Origin of the sequence: Streptomyces sp. NPDC050287 (assembly GCF_044459385.1) — a bacterium.
GTDB lineage: Bacteria > Actinomycetota > Actinomycetes > Streptomycetales > Streptomycetaceae > Streptomyces.
The window spans coordinates 555,820-577,862 of record NZ_JBITIY010000003.1 but is presented as its reverse complement, the minus strand read 5'-3'; the positions used below and the strand labels follow the sequence as shown (position 1 = coordinate 577,862).

15 protein-coding genes and 2 pseudogenes are annotated in these 22,043 nt (G+C 71.2%); 5 read left to right on the top strand and 12 right to left on the bottom strand.

From position 1 onward, the window contains the following. Window positions 1-134: 134 nt before the first annotated feature. Window positions 135-959, bottom strand: coding sequence for a class I SAM-dependent methyltransferase (locus ACIBK3_RS12965; RefSeq protein ID WP_399364852.1), 825 nt, complete (start codon window positions 957-959; stop codon window positions 135-137). Between the two features lie 63 nt (window positions 960-1,022). Between ACIBK3_RS12965 and ACIBK3_RS12960 the strand changes: the two are divergent. Beyond that, window positions 1,023-1,238 (top strand): annotated as a pseudogene (locus tag ACIBK3_RS12960) (DNA-binding protein); the annotation flags it as partial. A 148-nt stretch (window positions 1,239-1,386) separates the two neighbouring features. Then, window positions 1,387-2,061 carry a hypothetical protein gene (locus tag ACIBK3_RS12955; protein WP_399364850.1) on the top strand — a complete coding sequence of 225 codons (675 nt, stop codon included), beginning with the start codon at window positions 1,387-1,389 and terminating at the stop codon, window positions 2,059-2,061. Between the two features lie 26 nt (window positions 2,062-2,087). On the opposite strand, the gene ACIBK3_RS12950 is transcribed toward ACIBK3_RS12955, so the two are convergent. The 9 genes and pseudogenes from ACIBK3_RS12950 to ACIBK3_RS12910 all read right to left on the bottom strand — a co-directional run. After that, a complete protein-coding gene (locus tag ACIBK3_RS12950) occupies window positions 2,088-3,629 on the bottom strand; it encodes an NCS1 family nucleobase:cation symporter-1 (protein ID WP_399364848.1) in 1,542 nt (513 codons plus the stop codon). A 124-nt stretch (window positions 3,630-3,753) separates the two neighbouring features. Beyond that, entirely contained in the window at window positions 3,754-4,773 is a 1,020-nt protein-coding gene (locus ACIBK3_RS12945) for a TIGR03842 family LLM class F420-dependent oxidoreductase (RefSeq protein ID WP_399364846.1), read from the bottom strand. Window positions 4,774-4,784: 11 nt separating this feature from the next. Continuing rightward, window positions 4,785-6,188 carry a dihydropyrimidinase gene (gene hydA, locus ACIBK3_RS12940; protein WP_030662038.1) on the bottom strand — a complete coding sequence of 468 codons (1,404 nt, stop codon included), beginning with the start codon at window positions 6,186-6,188 and terminating at the stop codon, window positions 4,785-4,787. A gap of 100 nt (window positions 6,189-6,288) precedes the next feature. Beyond that, entirely contained in the window at window positions 6,289-7,131 is an 843-nt protein-coding gene (locus tag ACIBK3_RS12935; RefSeq protein ID WP_399364844.1) for a nitrilase-related carbon-nitrogen hydrolase, read from the bottom strand. Window positions 7,132-7,310: 179 nt separating this feature from the next. Next, window positions 7,311-8,888 (bottom strand): PucR family transcriptional regulator, encoded by a 1,578-nt coding sequence (locus ACIBK3_RS12930; protein WP_399364842.1) that lies wholly within the window; start codon window positions 8,886-8,888, stop codon window positions 7,311-7,313. A gap of 52 nt (window positions 8,889-8,940) precedes the next feature. Next, window positions 8,941-10,227 carry an aspartate aminotransferase family protein gene (locus tag ACIBK3_RS12925; RefSeq protein ID WP_399364840.1) on the bottom strand — a complete coding sequence of 429 codons (1,287 nt, stop codon included), beginning with the start codon at window positions 10,225-10,227 and terminating at the stop codon, window positions 8,941-8,943. After that, window positions 10,224-11,066: a nitrilase-related carbon-nitrogen hydrolase gene (locus ACIBK3_RS12920; RefSeq protein WP_399364838.1), complete on the bottom strand. Its 843-nt coding sequence runs from the start codon at window positions 11,064-11,066 to the stop codon at window positions 10,224-10,226. Before ACIBK3_RS12920 ends, ACIBK3_RS12925 begins: the two co-directional genes overlap by 4 nt. A gap of 195 nt (window positions 11,067-11,261) precedes the next feature. Continuing rightward, window positions 11,262-13,472: a hypothetical protein gene (locus ACIBK3_RS12915; RefSeq protein ID WP_399364836.1), complete on the bottom strand. Its 2,211-nt coding sequence runs from the start codon at window positions 13,470-13,472 to the stop codon at window positions 11,262-11,264. 174 nt (window positions 13,473-13,646) lie between these two features. Continuing rightward, a pseudogene (locus ACIBK3_RS12910) lies at window positions 13,647-13,799 on the bottom strand (XRE family transcriptional regulator); the annotation flags it as partial. A 267-nt stretch (window positions 13,800-14,066) separates the two neighbouring features. Here ACIBK3_RS12910 and ACIBK3_RS12905 point away from each other — a divergent pair. After that, the gene (locus tag ACIBK3_RS12905; RefSeq protein WP_399364834.1) at window positions 14,067-16,610 is read left to right on the top strand and encodes an ATP-dependent Clp protease ATP-binding subunit; all 2,544 of its coding nucleotides are present in this window, start codon (window positions 14,067-14,069) and stop codon (window positions 16,608-16,610) included. A 16-nt stretch (window positions 16,611-16,626) separates the two neighbouring features. On the opposite strand, the gene ggt is transcribed toward ACIBK3_RS12905, so the two are convergent. Further along, complete coding sequence (gene ggt, locus ACIBK3_RS12900; RefSeq protein ID WP_399364832.1) at window positions 16,627-18,435, bottom strand: gamma-glutamyltransferase; 1,809 nt, start codon at window positions 18,433-18,435, stop codon at window positions 16,627-16,629. Window positions 18,436-18,554: 119 nt separating this feature from the next. On the opposite strand from ggt, the gene ACIBK3_RS12895 reads away from it, so the two are divergent. After that, window positions 18,555-19,313 (top strand): hypothetical protein, encoded by a 759-nt coding sequence (locus ACIBK3_RS12895; RefSeq protein WP_399364830.1) that lies wholly within the window; start codon window positions 18,555-18,557, stop codon window positions 19,311-19,313. Window positions 19,314-19,429: 116 nt separating this feature from the next. After that, window positions 19,430-21,001, top strand: a complete 1,572-nt coding sequence (locus ACIBK3_RS12890; protein WP_399364828.1) for an alpha/beta fold hydrolase — start codon at window positions 19,430-19,432, stop codon at window positions 20,999-21,001. A gap of 552 nt (window positions 21,002-21,553) precedes the next feature. On the opposite strand, the gene ACIBK3_RS12885 is transcribed toward ACIBK3_RS12890, so the two are convergent. Then, window positions 21,554-21,961 (bottom strand): DUF6278 family protein, encoded by a 408-nt coding sequence (locus ACIBK3_RS12885; RefSeq protein ID WP_399364826.1) that lies wholly within the window; start codon window positions 21,959-21,961, stop codon window positions 21,554-21,556. Window positions 21,962-22,043 lie beyond the last annotated feature (82 nt).

The window sequence follows — 22,043 nt, the reverse complement described above, 5'->3', positions numbered from 1 at the left end:
GGCTCCTTCCCTCGCAGTCCGGGACCTTGCTTTGAAGGCCTCCATGCCGAAGCCCCCTGGAGGGCGGGTCGGGTGGTGAACACGGGCGGCTCCTCACTGCGCGGCGGCGGTCCGGTGATCGTACGCAGCCGCGGTTACCGTCTGCCCGCGGTGAGCAGGTGGCCGCTGGCTCCGAGGAGGGTCGGGTCGGACTCGATGTGCCGGCTCGCCGCCAGCACGGCCTCGCGGCGGTCCGGGTCGTCCAGCCAGACCTCGACGCCGCCCATGAGCCAGGCGACGCCCTCGACGCCGTACTGGCCCTCGACGGTGAGACCCGCGTCGGTGAACTCCGTGGGCACCTCGTCCGGTCGGGCGAAATAGGCGACGGTGAAGAAGCCGTCGTCGTGGAAGGGGTGCCTGCCGTCCACCAGGACGGCGTCGGTGCGTTCGCGGTGCAGGGGGATGAAGTAGCGCTCCTCGCGCAGCAGGTCGTGCAGTTGCGCGAATCGGTTGATGGTGGCCGCGACCACCAGCCCGCCCGGGCGGACCACGCGGTGCGCCTCGGCCAACGCCCGTAGGCGATCGGCCCGTTCGGGCAGGTGGTACAGCGGGCCGAGCATCAGGACCACGTCGTACGCGCGGTCGTCGGCCGGCAGCGAGCGGGCGTCGCCGGACCGGGCCGTCACTCCGGGCAGCCGGGAGGCCTGCTCGACGTGGAGCGGTACGGGATCGACGAGTTCGACCTGGTATCCGTCCCGCACGAGCCACTCCGCGTGCACTCCGCTGCCGCCGCCGACGTCCAGTACGCGTGCGGGGGCCGCGGGCAGTAAGCGCCGCAGCACGTCCTGGGTACGCCAGAACTCCAGGCGCCCGGCGGGCGCGCCGCCGTCTCTGAGGCGGGCGTCCTCCGTGCCCTGGGCGTAGTAGGCGAGGATCTCCTCGGGGACCGCGGGATGTTGCCGCCGTGTCGTGTCGGTCATCGACTCAGGGTGCTGACCGCCGCTCACCGCGCGCAACGGGATATTCACCCGCGGCTCAGTTGTCGCGTGCCGTCGCCGGCCCCGGCTCACAGGCTTGCCGGCACGCGTCTCGCGAGGCCGGCGGCCCTCGCGCCGTACCGGATCACGGACGAGCACGTGGCGGCCTGGCGGCGGCCGGAGCACACCGACCACTGTCTGGTGCACCTCGTTGCCAACGGGGCGTTCACGGCCGTGGACCGTATCGAGTCGGCGCTCAACCGCCCCATCACACGGACATAAGCGGACACTTGGCGCATCGGTGGTGGGACCCAGTCACCACGCCGCCACGGAGCGAGTTGGCACTTCCGCCCCACAAGGACTCGTGTGACACTGGCGTCCCGTCCGCAGTGCGGACCCGCTCCGCACCGTCCCCCACGAAAAGTGCGCCGTGCGTTCCAGCTCTCTTCCCTTGCCGCTCGCCCTCACCGCGCGGCTGTCGCCCGTCATCGTGCTCGCCGCGGCGGGCTGGGCCCTGTCGTCCGGTCCGTTCGCCGCGGCACCGGCCGCCGAGCACAAGGACGAGCAGAAGACCGCGACCCAGTCCGCCTCCGCCCCCTCGACGTCGGCGGCCTCCAAGACGTACGCCGCCGCACCGGCGCCGTGCACGAGCGTGGCGAAGAAGACGATCACGTCGCTGGTGCCGGGCGCCAGGACGGCAGGCAAGGAGATCGCGTCCACGGACGCGAAGGTGCGCCGCACCTGCTCCTGGAACGCGCTCAAGGGATACGACTACCGCTGGCTGGACGTGTCCTACGAGGTCACGGAGTCGGACGAGGCGGCGCGGCAGTCGTACCAGGAGACGGTGACGGAGAAGAGCGGCGGCGGGGACGTGCCCGGGGTCGGCGACTCGGGCTACTCGGTCGTGAACCTCACGACTCAGGACAAGCAGCAGACCCGCGAGGGCGTGGTGCTGGTCCGGGTGTCCAACGTGCTGGTGACCGTCACGTACAACGGCAGCGACTTCGAGACCAAGAAGGCACCCAGTACTGATGTGATCAACAAGGGTGCCATCAAGGCCGCCAAGGAGGCGGTGGCGGTGCTGGAGGACGGCCGGAAGAGCTGACCGTCCTCCCAGTCCCCGGGGCCGGATCAAGCGTCGAGACGGTCCCGTCCGCGCGCCAGCATCAGCACCAGGTAGAGCACCATCGACGTGCCCAGGCCGACCGCCCAGCCGTAGTCGGCCAGTGGCTCCAGGGCCGGGACGGGCCGTCCGTCGATCAGCGGCTTGAAGCTGGCGCCGCCGATGGCGAGGACACCGCCGGCCACGAAGGCCACGACAGCCCGCCAGTTCCAGCCGCCCTCGTACCAGTAGCGGCCGCCCGTGCGGTACAGGTCCGTCAGGTCGAGCTTGCCGCGGCGCAGGATCCAGTAGTCGGCGATGAGGATGCCGGCGACCGTGCCGAGCAGGCCGCCGACCAGGCCGAGCCAGGTGAAGATGTAGCCCTGCGGGTCGGAGTACAGCTTCCACGGGAAGATCAGCACGCCGAGGACACAGGTGACGAGCGCGCCGGCCCGGAAACTGATCTTCCGGGGCGCGATGTTGGAGAAGTCGAAGGCCGGCGAGACCAGGTTGGCCGCGATGTTCACGGACAGGGTCGCCACCAGCACGGTGACCAGCGCGTACAGCAGGCCCACGACGTTGTCCGTCTTGGCGGCGAGCTGTACCGGGTCCCAGATCGCCTGGCCGTACACGGCCTGCGAACCGGAGGTCACCATCACCGACAGGAACGCGAACAGTGTCATGGTGGTCGGCAGACCGAGCGCCTGCCCCCACGTCTGCGCCTTCTGGCTCTTGCCGTAGCGGGTGAAGTCGGGGATGTTCAGCGACAGCGTGGACCAGAAGCCGATCATGCCCATGAGGGACGGCCAGAACAGCTTCCAGAAGTGGCCGCCCCAGCCGAGCTTGGAGGGCTGGTCGAGCAGCGGACCGAACCCGCCCGCCTTGTTGCTCATCCAGACCAGCATCACCAGCGCGCCGACGAGCACGAAGGGCGCCGCCCAGTTCTCGAACCGGCGGATCGTCTCCATGCCCCGGTAGATGATCGCGACCTGGAGCACCCAGAACAGCGCGAACGACAGCCACATGGTCCAGGCGTAGCCGCCGATGTGCGAGGCGTTCGCCCAGCTGTCGCCGATGAGCTTCCCGGCGAGGAAGTAGATCGCCTCGCCGCCGATCCAGGTCTGGATGCCGAACCAGCCGCACGCCACCAACGCCCGTACGACGGCGGGCAGGTTGGCGCCGCGCACCCCGAAGGAGGCGCGGGCGAAGACCGGGAAGGGGATGCCGTACTTGGGTCCGGCGTGCCCGGTGAGCAGCATCGGAACCAGCACGATCACATTGGCCAGGGCGATGGTGAACACCGCCTGCTTCCAGTCCATGCCGACGGCGATCAGACCGGAGGCCAGGGTCCAGGAGGCCGTGTTGTGAGCCATGCCGACCCACAGCGCGGAGAAGTTGTACGTGGTCCAGGTGCGCTTGTGCACCGGAACCGGCAGCAGGTCCTCGTTGGCGTAGGAGCCGCTCGGGGCGGAGGCGCCCGGGGCGGAGGCGCCCGGGGCGAGCTCCACCCGGCCGTCGGGGAGGGTGACTTGCATGGACGGCGATATGGCCGTGGGAGCGGTGTCGGTCATGGGCAGGCCAATCAAACGAGGGGCGGATCCGGAAAGGCCGTGCGGGCTCCGGCACCCCTCCCCCGAGACGCGAGGGAGGGGAGAACAGGAGTGGGGGGATGGGGAGTTGGGAGGAGTTACGGGGTCAGCCGTTGAGGGCCGGGATCACCGTCGACCCGTACGCGTCGATGGTGGCTTCCTGCGCGTCGTGCATGTCGTAGACGGCGAACTGGTCGACGCCGAGTTCGCGCAGCGCGTTCAGTTTCTCGATGTGCTTCTCGACCGGTCCGATGAGGCAGAACCGGTCGACGATCTCGTCAGGAACGAACTGGGTGTCCGGGTTGTCGGCGCGCCCGTGGTGGGAGTAGTCGTACCCCTCGCGCGCCTTGATGTAGTCGGTGAGTTCGTCGGGTACGGCGGCGGAGTGCTCACCGTACTTGGAGACCAGGTCGGCCACGTGGTTGCCCACCATCCCGCCGAACCAGCGGCACTGCTCGCGCGCGTGTGCGAGCGCCTCGGGTGAGTCGTCCTCGGTGACGTACGCGGGGGCGGCGACGCAGATCTTGACCTCGGACGGGTCACGTCCGGCGGCGACGGCAGCGTCCTTGACGGCCTTGACCATGTACTCGGTCAGGTAGAGGTCGGCGAGCTGGAGGATGAACCCGTCGGCCTCCTCGCCGGTCATCTTCAGCGCCTTGGGCCCGTACGCGGCCATCCATACGGGGAGTTCGGCGCCCGGCTTGATCCACGGGAACCTGATCACCGTACCGCCGAGGTCGGCCTCGTCACCGCGGCCGAGGGCCCGGATGACCTTCATGGCCTCGCTGATGCGGGCCAGCGTGTTGGGCTTGCGGCCCGCCACCCGCATCGCGGAGTCGCCGCGGCCGATGCCGCAGACCGTGCGGTTGCCGAACATGTCGTTGAGGGTGGCGAAGGTGGAGGCGGTGACCTCCCAGGTGCGGGTGCCCGGGTTGGTGACCATCGGGCCGACCTTCAACTTCGAGGTGCTCGACAGGATCTGACTGTAGATCACGAACGGCTCCTGCCACAGCACGGCGGAGTCGAAGGTCCAGCCATAGGTGAAGCCGTTGTGCTCGGCCCGCTGCATCAGGCTGATGACCTTCGAGGCCGGCGGGTCGGTCTGCAGGACGAGTCCGAAGTCCATCTGCGCCACTCCTAGTTGAGGTACTGACAGGTGGACCGAGGGGTGTACGTGCCGTGTCCGGCGTGCCCGGTGTACTCCCGCTCGGTGATGACGAGTTCGCCGCGCGAGAGGACCGTCTCGACGCGGCCGGTGACGTGCTTGCCCTCGTACGCCGAGTAGTCGACGTTCATGTGGTGCGTGTCGACGGACATGACCTGCTCGGCGTGCGGGTCGTAGATGACGATGTCGGCGTCGGCGCCCGGCGCGATGGTCCCCTTCTTCGGGTACATGCCGAACATCCGGGCCGGGGCGGCGCAGGCGATCTCGATCCAGCGGCGGCGCGAGATGTGCCCGTCGACGACGGCCTGGTGGAGCAGGTCCATGCGGTTCTCGACGCCCGGAAGGCCGTTGGGGATCTTCGAGAAGTCGCCGCGGCCGAGCTCCTTCTGGCCCACGAAGCAGAAGGGGCAGTGGTCGGTGGAGACGACCTGGAGGTCGTTGGTGCGCAGGCCCTGCCACAGCTTGGCCTGGTGCTCCTTGGGTCGCAGGGGCGTGCTGCACACGTACTTGGAGCCCTCGAAGTCCGGCTCGGCGAGGTTGTCCGTCGACAGGAACAGGTACTGCGGGCAGGTCTCGCCGAAGACGTTGAGCCCCTCGTCGCGCGCCCTGGCCAGCTCTGCGACCGCCTCCATCGCCGAGACGTGGACGACGTACAGCGGGGCGCCCGCGACCTGCGCGAGCTTGATGGCGCGGTGGGTGGCCTCGGCCTCGAGGAGCGCCTTGCGGACCTCCCCGTGGTAGCGGGGGTCGGTCTCGCCGCGGGCCAGCGCCTGTTCGACGAGGACGTCGATCGCGATGCCGTTCTCCGCGTGCATCATGATCAGGCCGCCGTTGTCGGCGGAACGCTGCATGGCGCGCAGGATCTGGCCGTCGTCGCTGTAGAAGACGCCGGGGTAGGCCATGAACTGCTTGAAGGAGGTCACGCCCTCCTCGACCAGCAGGTCCATCTCCTTCAGCGTCTCCTGGTGCACGTCGGAGACGATCATGTGGAAGCCGTAGTCGATCGCGCAGTTGCCCTCGGCCTTGGCGTGCCAGGCGTCCAGGCCCTCGCGCAGGCTGTGGCCGACGCTCTGCACGGCGAAGTCGACGATCGTGGTCGTGCCGCCCCAGGCGGCCGCCCGGGTGCCGGTCTCGAAGGTGTCGGAGGCGAAGGTGCCGCCGAAGGGCAGTTCCATGTGGGTGTGGGCGTCGACACCGCCCGGGATGACGTACTTCCCGGTGGCGTCGATGGTGCGCTCGGCCGTCCAGGCCTCGGCGGCCGGGGTGCCGGAGGCGGCGAGGGCGGCGACGCGGCCGTCCTCGATCAGGACGTCGGCGTGGATCTCGTCGGACGCGGTGATGACGAGGCCACCGCGGATGACGGTACGGCTGCTCATGGCTCCCTCTCCTGCCGTGGTCAACACTGGTGTGGTGCGAGTCGGTCGGTGCCGCCGGTCCGGCCCCCGTGGGCCGGACCGGCGGACGTCCGGGCAGGCCCTACGGAGCGGTCAGTGGGCCGTACGCCTCCGGGCGGCGGTCCCGGAAGAACTGCCAGCGGTCGCGGACCTCGCGCAGCTTGGCCAGGTCGAGGTCGCGGACGACCAGTTCGGTCTCCTTGTCGCTCGCCACCTCGCCGACGAACTGGGCTTCCGGGTCCACGAAGTACGAGGTCCCGTAGAAGTCGTTGTCGCCCAACTCCTCCACACCCACCCGGTTGATGGCGCCGACGAAGTACTCGTTGGCGACGGCCGCCGCCGGCTGCTCCAGCTGCCACAGGTAGCCGGACAGGCCGCGGGAGGTGGCCGACGGGTTGAAGACGATCTCGGCGCCCGCAAGGCCCAGCGCCCGCCAGCCCTCCGGGAAGTGCCGGTCGTAGCAGATGTAGACGCCGATCTTGCCCACGGCGGTGTCGAAGACCGGCCAGCCCAGGTTGCCGGGGCGGAAGTAGAACTTCTCCCAGAAGCCGGGGACCTGCGGGATGTGGTGCTTGCGGTACTTGCCGAGGTACGAGCCGTCCGCGTCGATCACCGCGGCCGTGTTGTAGAGGACGCCGGGCTGCTCCTCCTCGTACATCGGCAGGATCAGTACGAGGCCCAACTCCTCGGCCAGAGCCTGGAAGCGCCGGACGATCGGGCCCTCGGGGATCTGCTCGGCGTACTCGTAGAACGCCTTGTCCTGGACCTGGCAGAAGTAGGGCCCGTAGAACAGTTCCTGGAAGCACAGGACCTGTGCGCCCTGCGCGGCCGCGTCGCGGGCCGCCTGCTCGTGCACCTGGATCATCGACTCCTTGTCGCCGGTCCAGGCGGTCTGGAAGAGGGCGGCTCGGATCACTGTGCTCATCGGGACCTCCGGTCACTCGGTGTGCGAGGAGCCTAAGAAGCCCAGGGGTCCGGTTTGAGTTGCACGGTGTCACGTCTGCGGGCGTCGGGCGTGCCACGGTGTCACCCTGTCGTGGGCCCATGTTTCACCGCCGTTTTCCCAGGTCTTCGTGTGTTTCTCAGCTGTTTCGCAGCCTGCTGTCAGCCCTGCTGCGCGTCGTGCGCGAGGAGCGCGATGTGTACCGAGGCGGCCTGCTCGAAGTCGTCGAGGTCGACGCCGAGCCGGGTCTGTATCGCCTCCAGGCGGCGGTACAGCGCCGGACGGGAGACGTGGTGGAGCTGGGCGGTACGGGACTTGTTGCGGCCGGTGGCGAGATAGGTGCGCAGGACGGCGAGCAGGTCCTCGCCCGCCGCGCACAGCAGCCCGTCCAGCTCCCGCTCCGCGAACGACTGGACGTGCGGGTCGTCCCGCAGCAGCCGGACCAGACCGCGCAGATGGACGTCCTTGAGGCGGACCACGTCCGGCAGGACCAGGACGGCCGCGGAGTCCGCGACGGCGTCGGCGACGTGCTGGGCCTCGCGCAGGCCGGCGGGGACGTCGTCCCAGGCGGTGCGCGCGTCGGCGGCGGCGATCACCGTCCGGCCGGACTCCGAGCGCACCCGGGCCGCGAAGTTCGCCGTGAGCACCGAGGCGTCCTGGTCCCGGGCCAGGCTCAGCAGGACGGCGGTGGCGCCGTCGGCGAGTTCGGCGACGATCCCGGGCAGCCCCAGCATCCGCAGCACCCGGTCGAGACCGGCCGGATCGCCGTCGCGGACGACCAGCGGCACGAAGGTGCGCCGGTTGACCGGCAGTCCGGCCGCGCGGGCCCTCGGCAGCAGCTGCCGGGCCGGTACGACCCCGCTGACCAGGTCGGTCAGCAGGCTCTGGGCGGACTGTTCCTCCCAGGTGTGCGCGGAGGTGCCGCCGAGCATGCGGTGCAGGACGAGGGACTCGGCGGCCCGGTCGGCGAGCAGCCGCCCGGTGGCGGTGTCGCCGCGGTAGCCGCACAGCACGATCCGGCCCCAGCGTTCCCCGCGCCCGCCGAGTTCGGCGCGGATCCAGCCGTCGCCCTCGCTGCCGCCGGCCTGCCGGGCGATGCGCTCCCAGTCCCGCAGCACGTCGTCCACGGCCGACCGCTCCCCCGCCGTGGCGAGGACGCGGTGGGCGAGGTTGGTGACGACGACGGGGCAGCCGCTGTGCTGGGCGACCTCGTCCAGCAGAGGCTGCAGGGGGGCGCCCGCGGTGATGAGCCCGGTGAGCGCGGTCCGTACGGCCTCCGAGAGGCTGACGGCGGCGAACTTGCTCCGCACCAGCCGGGCCTGCACCTCCTCGGTCAACTCGGCGAAGGGGAAGGGCCGGTGGAGGACGACCATGGGCAGCCCGCACCGCTCGGCGGCCCGGCGCATCACGTCCGGCGGCGCGGGGAAGGCCCGTCCGAGGCCCAGGACGACGGCGGCGGCCTCCGCCCGGTGCAGGGACTGGACGTACTCGGCCTGTGCGCCCTCGTCGCCCGCGAGCAGTACGCCGGTGGTGAGGACCATCTCGCCGCCGCTGAGCATCACGCCCACGTCGGCGGCCTCGGCGACATGCACCCAGCGCACCAGCCGGTCGAGCTGGCCGGCGCCGGCCACCACCTCGGGTTCCCCGGCGAGGACCCGTTCCAGCGTGAGAACCTGCCGCACCGACAGGGTCGGCTCCACGGGTTCGGCGGTACCCCAGGTCTCCAAGGTGGTGGTCATGGCGGTGCTTCCCTTGTTCAGGACCTCGTTCAGGCCCTTGTTCAGGATGGTGCTACTGGATGCTCCTCAGAGCGTCTTCGAGGATCGCGGCGCCCTCCTCGGCCTCCGCGAGGGTCAGGGACAGCGGCGGTGCCACCCGCAGGGCGCTGGTGTTGTGCCCGCCGCCCTTGCCGATGAGCAGACCGCCCGCGCGGGCCGCCTCCAGAACGGCGGCCGCGGCCTGCGGATCGGCCTGGTCGGTCCCGGGCCTGACCAGTTCGATGCCCAGCATCAGTCCGCGCCCGCGCACCTCCCGTACGCCCGGAATCCGCCCCCCGGCCGCTCGCAGCCGTTCGAGGAGCAGACCGCCGACGCGCCGGGCGTTGCCCTGGAGGTCGTGTTCCAGGAGGTACGTCAGGTTGGCGAGGCCGGCCGCCATGGTGATCTGGGTGCCGCCGAAGGTCGAGATGCTGTTGCTGTCGAGGCAGTTCATGATCTCGGCGCGGGCCACCACGCCGCCGATGGACATGCCGTTGCCGATGCCCTTGGCGAAGGTGAGGATGTCGGGCGGGCCGCTTCGGCCGTGGGCCTGCCAGCCCCAGAAGTGGTCGCCGGTGCGGCCCCAGCCGGTCTGCACCTCGTCGGCGATCCACAGGATGCCGTGCTCGTGCAGCACCTCGCGGAAGGCCGCGTACAGGCCGTCCGGCGGCGAGGTGAAGCCGCCGACGCCCTGGATCGGCTCGGCGATCAGGGCGGCGGGCGGGCGGGTGTGGCCCAGCAGGTCGTTCAGATCGTCGACGCAGGCGGCGATGAAGGCCTCGTCGCCGAGCGAGGCGTACGGACCGCGCGTGCGCACGCCTCCGTGGACGTACAGCGTCTGCAGCGGTGACAGCGAGGTAGGCGACCAGCCGCGGTTGCCGGTGATGCCGACCGCACTGAAGGACCGGCCGTGGTAACTGTTGCGCATGGCCAGGATCGTGTTGCTGCGACGGTACGTCGTCGCCAGCAGCAGGGCCGTGTCGTTGGCCTCGGTGCCGGAGGTGGTGAAGAAGACGCGGGCGTCCGGGATGCCGCTCAACTCGGCCACCCGCTCGGCGAGTTCGACCATCGGGCGGTTGAGGTACAGCGTGGACGAGTGGATGATCCGCCCGGCCTGCTCGCTGACCGCCTTGGTGACCTCGGGCAGGGCGTGCGCGGTCATGGTGGTGAGGATGCCGCCGAAGAAGTCGAGGTACTTGTTGCCCTCGGCGTCCCAGACGTACCGGCCCTCGCCGTGGGTGATCTCCAGCGGGTCCTCGTAGTAGAGGGCGAGCCAGTCGGGCAGGACGGAACGGTGGCGGCCCAGCAGGTCCTTGGTCACGGCCGCACCAGCCCTTCGTAGGCGTCGGGGCGGCGGTCGCGGTAGAACGCCCACTGCTGCCGTACCTCTTCGATCAGGTCGAAGTCGAGGTCACGGACGACCAGTTCCTCCTCCTTGTCGCTGGCGGTCTCACCCACGAACTGCCCGCGGGGGTCGACGAAGTAGCTCGTCCCGTAGAAGTCGTTGTCGCCGTACTCCTCGACGCCCACCCGGTTGATCGCGGCGACGAAGTACTCGTTGGCGACGGCGGCGGCGGGCTGTTCGAGCCGCCAGAGGTAGTTGGAGAGGCCGCGGTGGGTGGCGGACGGGTTGTAGACGAGCTGGGCGCCGTTCAGACCGAGCTGCCGCCAGCCCTCCGGGAAGTGCCGGTCGTAGCAGATGTAGACGCCGACCTTGCCGACGGCGGTGTCGAAGACGGGCCAGCCGATGTTGCCCGGCTTGAAGTAGAACTTCTCCCAGAAGCCCTTGACCTGCGGGATGTGGTGCTTGCGGTACTTGCCGAGGAAGGTGCCGTCCGCGTCGATCACGGCCGCGGTGTTGTAGTAGAAGCCGGACTGCTCGACCTCGAAGACCGGGACGACGATCACCATGCCGGTCTCGCGCGCGAGCTCCTGCATACGACGCGTGGTCGGCCCGTCCGGCACCGGCTCGGCCCAGCGGTAGTGCTCCGGATCCTGGACCTGACAGAAGTAGGGGGCGTTGAACACTTCCTGGAAGCCGATGACCTTGGCCCCCTGGCGGGCCGCCTCACGGGCGTGCTCCTCGTGTTTCGCCACCATGGACTCGGTGTCGCCGGTCCAGGTGGCCTGGACCAGGGCGGCGCGTACGACGTTGGCCATGAGCTGCTCCTTCGACGGGACGTCAGAGCCTCTACGCCCGTAGACGCAGGTCGTAGAGGCACGAACGTAAGCCTCTGGGAGGGGCTTGCCAAGACCATCGTCGTTAACCCGCTGAGTCGATCACGTTTCACACTCCTGTGGGTCAGTCGCCGGCCCGGCGAGCGGAGTGCCGCAGGGGCTGGGCGGTGGAGGTGCTCAGGCGCTGAATCCGGCGACGCGCAGGGCGTGCACCAGGTCCCAGTGGCGCTCGTCCGAGACCTGCTGGGCGGCCTCCACCAGGAGCGGGACGAGCGTCTGCGGGTCGGGTCCGGCGCTGCGGGCGGCCTCCTCCGGGGTCCGGACGCGGACGTAGGCGTCGAGGAGCGCCCGCACCTCGCGGCGACGGCCCTCGGTCGCCAGCGCCAGCACGGCCTGTCCGATCTCGGCGGCCGGCCGTGCGACGCCCTGCCGCAGGATCTGCTCGCCGTCGGTGCCCCGCCCGGCCTCGACCAGCGCGTCGGCGGCGGCGACGAGCCGGTCGGCGGGCAGTGAGGCGGCCTCCCAGAGCAGGGTCGCCCAGTCGGCGCCCAGCCCGGCGCGCTGCATCTCCACGGCGAGCAGCGGGTAGCGGGCGGCGGGCCAGTACGCGAGCTCGGCGAGCAGCGCGTGCGCCTCGCCGCTGCGGCCCTCACCGCGCAGCCGCACGAGCCGCTCCACGGTCCGGACCGTCTCCCGCCGGTCCTCCCCGTCCAGCGGCTCGCCCTGCGGCTGAGGCCGCGCCTCTCCCCGCGCGGCCCCGGCGAACCGGGCCCCGCGCGGTGTACGGCCGCCGGGCGCGGGCGCCGCGGGCAGATCCGGTACGGCGGTGGGCGGTACGGCCGTCGGTGGTACGACGACGGGTGCGGCCGCCCCCTCAGCCATCCCGGCGAAGCGGGCACTGCCCCGGCGACGCTTGCGCTGCTTGGGGACGGGGGCCGGCTGGGGGGCGGGGGTCTCTTGCTGCGGGGCGGGGGCGGACTGGTGACGGGTGGGGCGGAGGCGGGGGTCGTGGGCGGAGGGCTCTGCGCGATGGCCGCCGGGGGCGTCGGGGGCGGGGCGGGAGGGGTCTGCCGGTGCGGTCGGGCCTGCGGCGGTTCGGCGTGGCCTGTCGCGGTCGTCCGACATCCGGGCGGCGGTCTCCTCCGCCGCCTCCCGCCAGTTGTTCGCTGCGTCGGCGGGCCGCGCGTCGTGGTCGCGCTGGCGCGGCATGTTCGGGAAACCGCCGCCCTGCCCGGCGCGCGCGTCCTGCCGCTCACCGTACGAGGTGTGCCCGCTCGGCTGCTCGCCGTACGCGCCCGGCCTGCCACCCTGCGTACCGCCCGAACCGTCCCCGCCCGGCTGCTCGCCGTACGCGCCCGGCCTGCCGCCTTGCATACCGCCCGAGCCGTGGCCGCCCGGCTGCTCGCCGTACGAGGCCCGTTCGCCGTACGAGGCCCGCTCGTCGTACGAGGGGGGCCCGTCACCGTCCGTACCGCCCGAACCGTGGCCGTCGGCGCCCTGCCCGTCCGACGGGGCGCCGTACGCTTCACGGCCGTACGACCGGGCCCCGGAGCCGTGTCCGTCCGCCTGGCCGCCGTACGCACCGTCCTCGGCCCACCCCTCGCCACGGGCCCCAGGGGTGTCATGGCTGGTCGGTCGCGCACCGCCGGGGTCGTGCCCGGCCGGTCCCGGGCCGCCCCCGCCCCGGCCGTCATCACGTGGCACACCGTGCGAAGCGCCCCCCGCACCCCGCCCGTCCGTCCGCGCGCCGTCCGTCCGCGCGCCGTCCGTCCTCGCGCCGTCCGTACTCGGGTCCTGTCCCCGGGATTCCTCCCGTACCCGGAACACGGCGCCCTCCCCGGCGGCCCCCCGCCGGATCGCCTGTGCCTGCTCGTGCGTGGTGCGTCGCTCGAAGTCCGTCATGCGGGAGCGGAGTTCGGCGCAGCGGCGGGTCGCGCGGGCGTGGTCGTCGCGGGCCCAGGCGAGGTCGAGGCGGAGGGCGTCGGCCTCCTCCTGGGTGGTGGCCAAGGCCAGCAACCGGCCCAGCTCCGCCTGGCGTTCGACGGCGTAGCGCTGCTCGCGGAGCATGACGTCGAAGCGGTCACCGAGGGCGTCCCGGCCGCCGGGACGGGCGTCGTACGCGATGAGCGCGGCGGCGTGCAGGGCCCGGGCGCGTTCCGTCTCGGCGCCGGCGGCCTGAGGGCCGTATCCGGTCGCGAGGTCCTGGAGGAGGGCCTCCACGACGTCCCAGGGCGGCATCTCGCGGCCGTCGAGGCAGGCTTGCATGCCGTCGGGGTCGCGCTGCCAGAACACGCCGCACCAGCCGCCGCCCTGGTCGAGGCGCGCCAGCAGGCCATCCAGATAGTTCGCGAACTCCCGTACTTCTGTGGGGAGTTGATCCACAGTCATCGCCCAACTCCCGCCAGACCGGAGCACTCCGGTCCGTAGGCAACACCAGTCGTGTTACAGGAAAGCTACGGAAAGTTTTCCGGGACAGTGCGGGGCCCTCATTGCGCGATCTTGACCCTTGCGCGCCGACCGCCGGAGTGGAGATCTACGAGGCTTCTGCGGGACCCCCTCCGCCCCCGCCGGCACCCACCGTCCCGCCGGCTCGTCCATCGGCAGACCGAGCGCGCGGGCAGGCGCGGCCACCGTGACGAAGGCGGGCGTCGGGGCGCGGCCGGTCTCTGTCGTGCGGCGGGTCGCGGCGCAGATGCCGGCGCTCGCCGCGACCTCGCCCTTCCCGGGCTACCGCCCCTCGTTCGCACCCACGCCGTTCCCCCGCGGACCTGCGCGCCTCGGTGAACGGCGACCTGCTGAAGGTGCCCTCTCCCCCCGATCGTGCGAAGGTGTTCTACGAACGCGCGCCCAGGTGTGTACCGGCTCCCGCCCGGGTTACCCGGCTCCGGCACGTCGATCAGCGAGGGCGTCCCGGCCCTCCTCCCGTCCTCGAACGGACTCGGACCGGGGGGATCCCCATGGGGACGCCGGATGGGAACGCCAATGACCAGCGGCTTCACCGGACCGGAGGGCTACGACCCCTTCGGTGAGTTCCTCGCCCGTTTCTTCGGCGGACAGCGCCCCGGTCCGCGCCAGATCGACATCGGGCGGCTGCTCAGTCAGCCGGCCCGCCAGCTGGTGCGAGGCGCCGCGCAGTACGCCGCCGAGCACGGCAGCCGGGACCTGGACACCCAGCATCTGCTGCGGGCGGCGCTGTCCGCCGAGCCGACCAGGACGCTGCTCAGCCGGGCCGGCGCGGACCCGGACTCGCTCGCCTCGGAGATCGACGAGCGCTCCGGCCCGGTCAAGCACCAGCCGGGAGAGGCCCCGCCGCCGACCTCGCTGTCCCTGACCCCGGCCGCCAAGCGCGCCCTGCTGGACGCCCACGACCTGGCCCGGACGCGCGGAGCCGGCTACATCGGCCCCGAGCACGTGCTCAGCGCGCTCGCCGCGAACCCCGACTCGGCCGCCGGCCACATCCTCAACTCGACGCACTTCGCCCCCTCGGGCCTTCCACCGGAGACCGCCCCGGACAGCGGGCAGGCTCGCGGCGAACGGCCGCGCACCGCCGACACGCCCACCCTGGACAAGTACGGCCGCGACCTCACCGACCTGGCGCGGCAGGGCCGTATCGACCCGGTCATCGGGCGGGAGGAGGAGATCGAGCAGACCATCGAGGTGCTCTCCCGGCGCGGCAAGAACAACCCTGTGCTCATCGGTGACGCGGGCGTCGGCAAGACCGCCATCGTGGAGGGGCTCGCGCAGCGGATCGTCGACGGGGACGTACCCGACGTGCTCATCGGGCGGCGCGTGTTCGCGCTGGATCTGACGGGCGTGGTCGCGGGCACCCGCTACCGGGGCGACTTCGAGGAGCGGCTGAACACCATCGTGGGTGAGATCCGCGCCCACTCCGAGCAACTGATCGTCTTCATCGACGAGTTGCACACCGTCGTCGGCGCCGGGGGCGGCGGCGAGGGCGGGTCGATGGACGCCGGCAACATCCTCAAGCCGGCCCTGGCCCGCGGCGAGCTGCATATCGTGGGCGCGACCACGCTGGAGGAGTTCCGCCGGATCGAGAAGGACGCGGCGCTGGCCCGCCGTTTCCAGCCGATCCTGGTGCCCGAGCCCACCCCCGCGGACGCGATCGAGATCCTGCGCGGCCTGAGCGACCGCTACGAGGCCCACCACCAGGTCCGCTACGCCGACGAGGCCCTGGTGGCCGCCGTGGAGCTCTCGGACCGCTATCTCACCGAACGCCGCCTGCCGGACAAGGCGATCGACCTGATCGACCAGGCGGGCGCCCGGGTACGGCTGCGGGCGCGGACCAAGGGCACGGACGTACGGGCCCTGGAGCGGGAGGTCGAGCAGCTGGTCCGGGACAAGGACCAGGCGGTCGCGGACGAGCAGTACGAACAGGCCATGCAACTGCGCGACCGCATCGGTGAGTTGAAGCAACGGATCGCCGCGGCCGGCGGTGACGACGAGGTGGACGAGGGCCAGCACCTGGAGGTGACGGCGGAGGCCATCGCCGAAGTCGTGTCCCGGCTGACCGGTATCCCGGTCAGCAGCCTCACCGAGGAGGAGAAGGACCGGCTGCTCGGCCTGGAGACGCATCTGCACGAGCGGGTCGTCGGCCAGGACGAGGCGGTCCGCGTGGTCGCCGACGCCGTGCTGCGCTCCCGCGCCGGGCTCGCCAGCCCGGACCGGCCCATCGGCAGTTTCCTGTTCCTCGGGCCCACCGGTGTCGGCAAGACCGAGCTGGCGCGCGCGCTCGCCGAGGCCCTGTTCGGCAGCGAGGAGCGGATGGTCCGCCTGGACATGAGCGAGTACCAGGAGCGGCACACCGTCAGCCGCCTGGTCGGCGCCCCGCCCGGGTACGTCGGCCACGAGGAGGCCGGCCAGCTCACCGAGGTCGTCCGCCGGCACCCGTACTCGCTGCTGCTGCTCGACGAGGTGGAGAAGGCGCACCCGGACGTCTTCAACATCCTGCTCCAGGTCCTCGACGACGGGCGGCTGACCGACTCCCAGGGCCGCACGGTCGACTTCACCAACACCGTCATCGTGATGACCAGCAACCTCGGTTCCGAGGCGATCACCCGGCGCGGCGCCGGCATCGGCTTCGGGGCGGGCGGCGCGGACGCGGACGAGGAGGCGCGGCGCGAGCAGATCCTGCGGCCGCTGCGGGAACACTTCCGGCCCGAGTTCCTCAACCGTATCGACGAGATCGTCGTCTTCCGGCAGCTCACCACGGACCAACTGCGGGAGATCACCGACCTGTTGCTGGAGAAGACCCGTCGGCTGCTGCACGCGCAGGGCATCACGGTCGACTTCACCGGCCCGGCCGTCGACTGGCTCGCCGAGCGCGGCTACCAGCCGGAGTACGGCGCCCGCCCGCTGCGCCGCACCATCCAGCGGGAGGTCGACAACCAGCTCTCCCGGCTGCTGCTGGACGGCCGGATCGTCGAGGGCGGCCGGGTGACGGTGGACGTGGCGGACGGGCAGCTCGCCTTCCGTACGGAAGACCTGCCGCCCGCCCCCGAGTTGTGACCCCTGACGACGTCCGCTACTTCGCGGGGTCCACCACCATCGCCGAGCCGCCACCGCGCCGTACCTTTTCGGCGGCGGCCAGCCACTTCCCGTTCGGCAGCCGCTGCACGCCCGTCGCCGCCCCGATCTCGGGGTTCAGCTTGAAGGAGTGCCCGATGGCTTCGAGCTTTCCCCGCAACGCGCTGTCGTAGAGCGCGGGTTCGAGCTCGGTCTGGGCCGCGTTGCGCTGGCTGGCGCGCGGCGCGGCGATCGCGTCGACCAGCGGCAGCCCGCGGTCGAGGAACTCGGTCAGCGTCTGCAGCACGGTCGTGATGATGGTCGCGCCGCCGGGCGAACCGAGCGCCACCACCGGTTTGTTGTGCCCGTCCAGCACGATCGTCGGCGAGATCGACGACCGCGGCCGCTTGCCCGGGCCCGGCAGGTTCGGGTCGTGGACGGCCGGGTTGGCCGGGGTGAAGGAGAAGTCCGTCAGCTCGTTGTTGAGGATGAACCCGCGCCCGGGGACGGTGATACCGCTGCCGCCGGTCTGCTCGATGGTGAGCGTGTAGGAGACGACGTTCCCCCACTTGTCGGCCACCGTCAGATGCGTGGTGTTCTCACCCTCGTAGGTCGTCGGCGCCGCCGTACCGCCCGTCGGGCAGGCCGCCGGGTGGCGCGGGTCGCCGGGCGCCACCGGGCTGGTGAGCACGGCGTCGTCCTTGATGAGGCACGCCCGCGAGTCGGCGTACTTCTGCGAGAGCAGTTCGTTCGTCGGTACGTCCTCGAAGGCCGGGTCGCCGACCCAGCGCCCCCGGTCCGCGAAGGCGATCCGGCTCGCCTCGATGAAATGGTGCAGGTACTGGACCTCGCTCGCCTTCTTGAGGTCCGTGTTCTGAAGGATGTTGAGGGCCTCGCCGACCGTGGTGCCGCCGGAGGAGGAGGGCGCGATGGAGTAGACGCCCAGTCCGCGGTACGACGTCTTCGTGGGCTCCTGGAGCTTGGCGCGGTATACCGCGAGGTCCTTCTCCTCCAGGCCGCCCGGGCGGGCCTTCCAGCCGGAACCCGGGTCCACCGGCGGGTGGTTCACGGTGTCCACGATGTCGTCGCCGAGGTCGCCGCGGTAGATCGCGCCGACGCCCTTGCGGCCCAACTCCGCGTAGGTGCGGGCCAGATCGGGGTTCTTGAAGGTCGAGCCGACCACCGGGAGCCGCCCGCCCGGCAGGAACAGCTTCGCGGTGTCGGGGAAGTAGCGGAACCGGGTCTCGTTGGAGGCGGTCTGCGAGCGGAAGGTGTCGTCGACGACGAACCCGTCGCGGGCGATGCGCTCGGCGGGCTTGAGGACGGTGCCGAGCCCTCTGCTGCCCCACGTGTCCAGCGCCGTCTGCCAGGTGGCGGGCGTGCCCGGGGTGCCGACGCTCAGGCCGCTGCTGACGGCGTCCGCGAAGGCCAGCGGCTTGCCGTTCTCCGTGAAGAGGTCGGAGTCGGCGCTCAGCGGGGCCGTCTCGCGTCCGTCGATCGTGTGCACGGAACGGGACTTGGCGTCGTAGTAGACGAAGTAGCCGCCTCCGCCGATGCCGGCGGAGTAGGGCTCGGTGACGCCGAGCGCGGCGGCGGTGGCGACGGCCGCGTCGACGGCGTTGCCGCCCTTCTTGAGGACCTCGATGCCGGCGGCCGAGGCGTCCGCGTCGACACTGGAGACGGCACCTCCGTAGCCGACGGCCACGGGGACCTTCGCGGGTGCGCCGGCGGGGCCGCTCTGCGCGGCGGGTGGCGCGGCCGCCCCCACCGACACCACGGCGGCCGAGACCGCCAGGACCGACAGTTTCCGTGCGACAGGGCGACGCATCCCAACCTCCAGCCAGAGACCGTTCTCGCAGCTTAATCGATCGCCATGGCCCCGTCAGGGCGGCGCACGAGGCGACCTCGAACATAGGTTTGAACGTTCGCCCGCTAGCATGCGCGCCCATGAATGACGACCTGCGCAACCTCGTCCTGGGCGTGGTGGCCGCCGGCATCAGTGCCACGCTCGGCTGGCTGGCCCGGACCTACCTGTGGAAGCGGAAGCTCCGCCGCAAACAGGCCTTCTTCGGGCTCCCGGACAACTCCGAGTCGCTACTGGTGGTCAACCGCGGCGCGGCCGGCCCGGACCTGACGGTCATGCGCTACGACGTGTTCGCACTCCTCGAACTCGCCGCACTGATCAAGGACTGCAACGCCAACGCCCAGGTCGTCCCGCACGACGCCGCACGGCAGGGCTTCGGCGAGCGCACCGAGTTCTGCGTCGGCGGCCCGGCGTCGAACCGCCGCATGGCCGCGCACCTGTCCTCCCTGCTGCCCGGTGTCCGGGTGAACGTGGACGCCGAGCCGAGCCCGGACCGCGGCGCCTTCCAGATCGGCTCCGAGCGTTACCGCGTGGAGGTGGGCCGGGCCGAGTACGCGCTCCTCGCCCGGCTCACCGTCGACCAGAGCAACGGCACGCGTCCCGTCTTCCTCTTCTGCGGTCAGACCGCGATCACCAACCAGGCCGCGACCCGCTACCTCGCCCGCCACCACGAGCGGCTGTCCCGCAAGCACGGCGACACCTCCTTCGTCCTGCTGCTGAAAGTGGTCAACTCCGGGGCGTACGGACCGGATGTCGTCGAGCTGGTCGCGGACGTGACGCGGGACGCGAAGACACCCCTCCCGGCGCCCGCCGCTCCACGCAACTCCCACCGCGCCACCTGAGATCCAGCAGTTTTCAACAATCGTTACTCGCACGTAACTTACCGACGGGTTACTTCCGGTAAGGCGCCGAGGTTACCGTCGGGTCACTTTGCACTTGCACGAGTGAGGAGTGGCCCGTGGGACACACACGCAAGGCACTGCGCACGACCGCCGTGGGTGCCGTCTCGGCGACCCTGATCGCCGGCAGCGCTCTCGGGTTCGCCCCCACCGCCCAGGCGGCGCCCGGCGTCCGCTTCGTCGACATCGCCGGGGAGGGCGGCACCGTTCTCAAGGCGAACGTCGTCCTGCCGGCCGACGCCGACGCCGACGGCGCCCGTCGCTACCCGCTGCTCGTCCTGCCGACGAGTTGGGGCCTGCCTCAGGTGGAGTACCTCGCGCAGGCACGGCAGCTCGCCGACTCCGGGTATGTCGTGGTGAGTTACAACGTGCGCGGCTTCTGGCAGTCGGGCGGGGAAATAGAGGTCGCCGGCCCGCCCGACACGGCCGACGCGTCCAAGGTCATCGACTGGGCACTCGCCCACACCCCCGCCGACGCCCGCAAGGTCGGCATGGCCGGCGTCTCGTACGGGGCCGGCATCAGCCTGCTCGCCGCCGCACACGACCGGCGGATCAGAGCGGTCGCCTCCCTCAGCGGCTGGGCGGACCTGGTCGGCTCGATCTACTCCGGCCGTACGCAGCACGCCCAGGCGGCGGCGATACTCGACGGTGCGAGCCTGGTCACCGGACGTCAGAGCGCGGAGACCCGGCAGGTCTTCGACGACTTCTACGCCGCCAACCTGGCCAAGGAGCCGGACCTCGTCGCCTGGGGGAAGAAACGTTCCGCTGCGACCTACGTCGACCAGCTCAACCAGAACGGCACGGCGCTCATGCTCGCCAACGCCTGGGGCGACACGGTCTTCTCGCCCAACCAGTACGCCGACTTCTACGAGAGGCTGACCGGCCCGAAGCGACTGGAGCTGCGCCCCGGCGACCACGCCACCGCTGAGATCACCGGCCTGTTCGGGCTGCCCAACGACGTGTGGACCGACACCGAGCGCTGGTTCGACCACTACCTCAAAGGCACGGACAACGGCATCGACCGCGAGCAGCCGGTGCGGATCAAGTCCCGTTCCACAGGCGGCTACGAGGGCTATCCGGACTGGAAGTCGGTGGGTGCGACCCGGAAGAAGCTCGCTCTCGCCGGCACGAGAACGATCCACACGAACGTCGACTCGGGCGCCGACGGCGGCGTGGTCTTCCTGTCCAGCATCCTCGACCAGGTCGCCCAGCTGCCCCCGATCGCCTCCATCCCGCTGCTCCCGCGCCGCTGGGCGGCCGTATGGCAGTCGGAGAAGTACGCGAGCGCCCAACAGGTACGCGGCACCGCGAAGTTGCACACCACCCTCACTCCGACCGAGGAGAGCGGCACCCTCGTCGCGTACCTCTACGACGTGGGGCCGCTCGGCCTCGGCAAGCTGGTCAGCAACGCGCCGTACACCTTCCACGGGCGAACGCCCGGCAAGCCGTTCGACGTCGACCTGGAGCTGTTCTCCACGGCCTACGACGTCCCGGCCGGCCACCGGCTGGCCCTGGTGACCGACACGGTCGACCCGCTCTACATGGAGCACAACCCGTCCGGCGCTCGGCTGACCTTCTCCTCGCCGGCGAACGACCCGTCGTACGTGTCGATCCCGCTGCGCGAGCAGTGATCTCCGGCCTGCGCCGGCCGGGTATGGGCTCTGTGACTGCTGCCCCCTACGACCCGGGGGCCATGGGGGGACCCCCACCCGGCAGCAGCATCCCTGGGTCGGCCGGGGCGACCTCCGTGGCCTCGGCCATCACCACGGGGAGGAACGGCACATCGTAGTCGAGGTCCGGCGCGATGAGCCTGCCGGTGCGACAGGGGGGCACGGACGGTCAGTTCGACGGTGCCGAGAAAGCAGTCGCCGAGACGGGAGCACGGGCGACGGCAACACTCTCCCCGCGCCTGAAGGGCCTGGCAGGCACCCCCGGCCGCCACCCGTCGCGGACCTTGACCCGGGCCTGCGAGACGTTCTGCAGGACATGCATCTCCCCGTAGTACTTGTCACGTCACGCAGTTCGATCAACGGATCGACGGCCATGCCCAGCCCTGCCCACTCTCAGCTGTGTCATAGGTGCCGCAACTTATCGGGGCAAGATCATAGTTGAAGGACGACACGCACTTTTCGGGCATTAGCCGTATTTACGTCGAAGAGTGGGCCGAAGAGTGGGCCGAAGGCTCACGCTTCGGCGACCTCGCCATACAGCTGGGAGAGCTCGGGCACCCCGCTCGAAGCCCACTCGTGACCGGAGGCGACGACGTCGAACTCGCGGCCGGAGGCGAGCCGGATCACGGGCTGGCCGTCCGGCCTGAGATCCCAGGCGGCACCCGGCACGGTCCGCACGACCACCGTGCCGAGGTACAGCCCCGCGTCGTTCCCGAGCCAGGGCAGGACCTCCTCGTCGTCCCGCCAGCGCGGCACCAGCTGGTCCAGCGCCTCCAACGAGGCCGCGGTGTCGTCGAGTCGGACGCCCTCCCGGGAGGCCTGGGAACGCAGCAGCTCACACTCGGAGAGGAGTTCGGCGATGCCCTCGGGGTCGGGGGCGCCGGGCTTGTCGTGCCGGTGGCCCAGAAAAGGGATCTTCATACCCCCAGCGTGTCATTCACCCTGCCGTACGCACCACAGGCGCGCGGGCCGCCGGTTCCGGTCGGCTTCACGACGGCTTCAC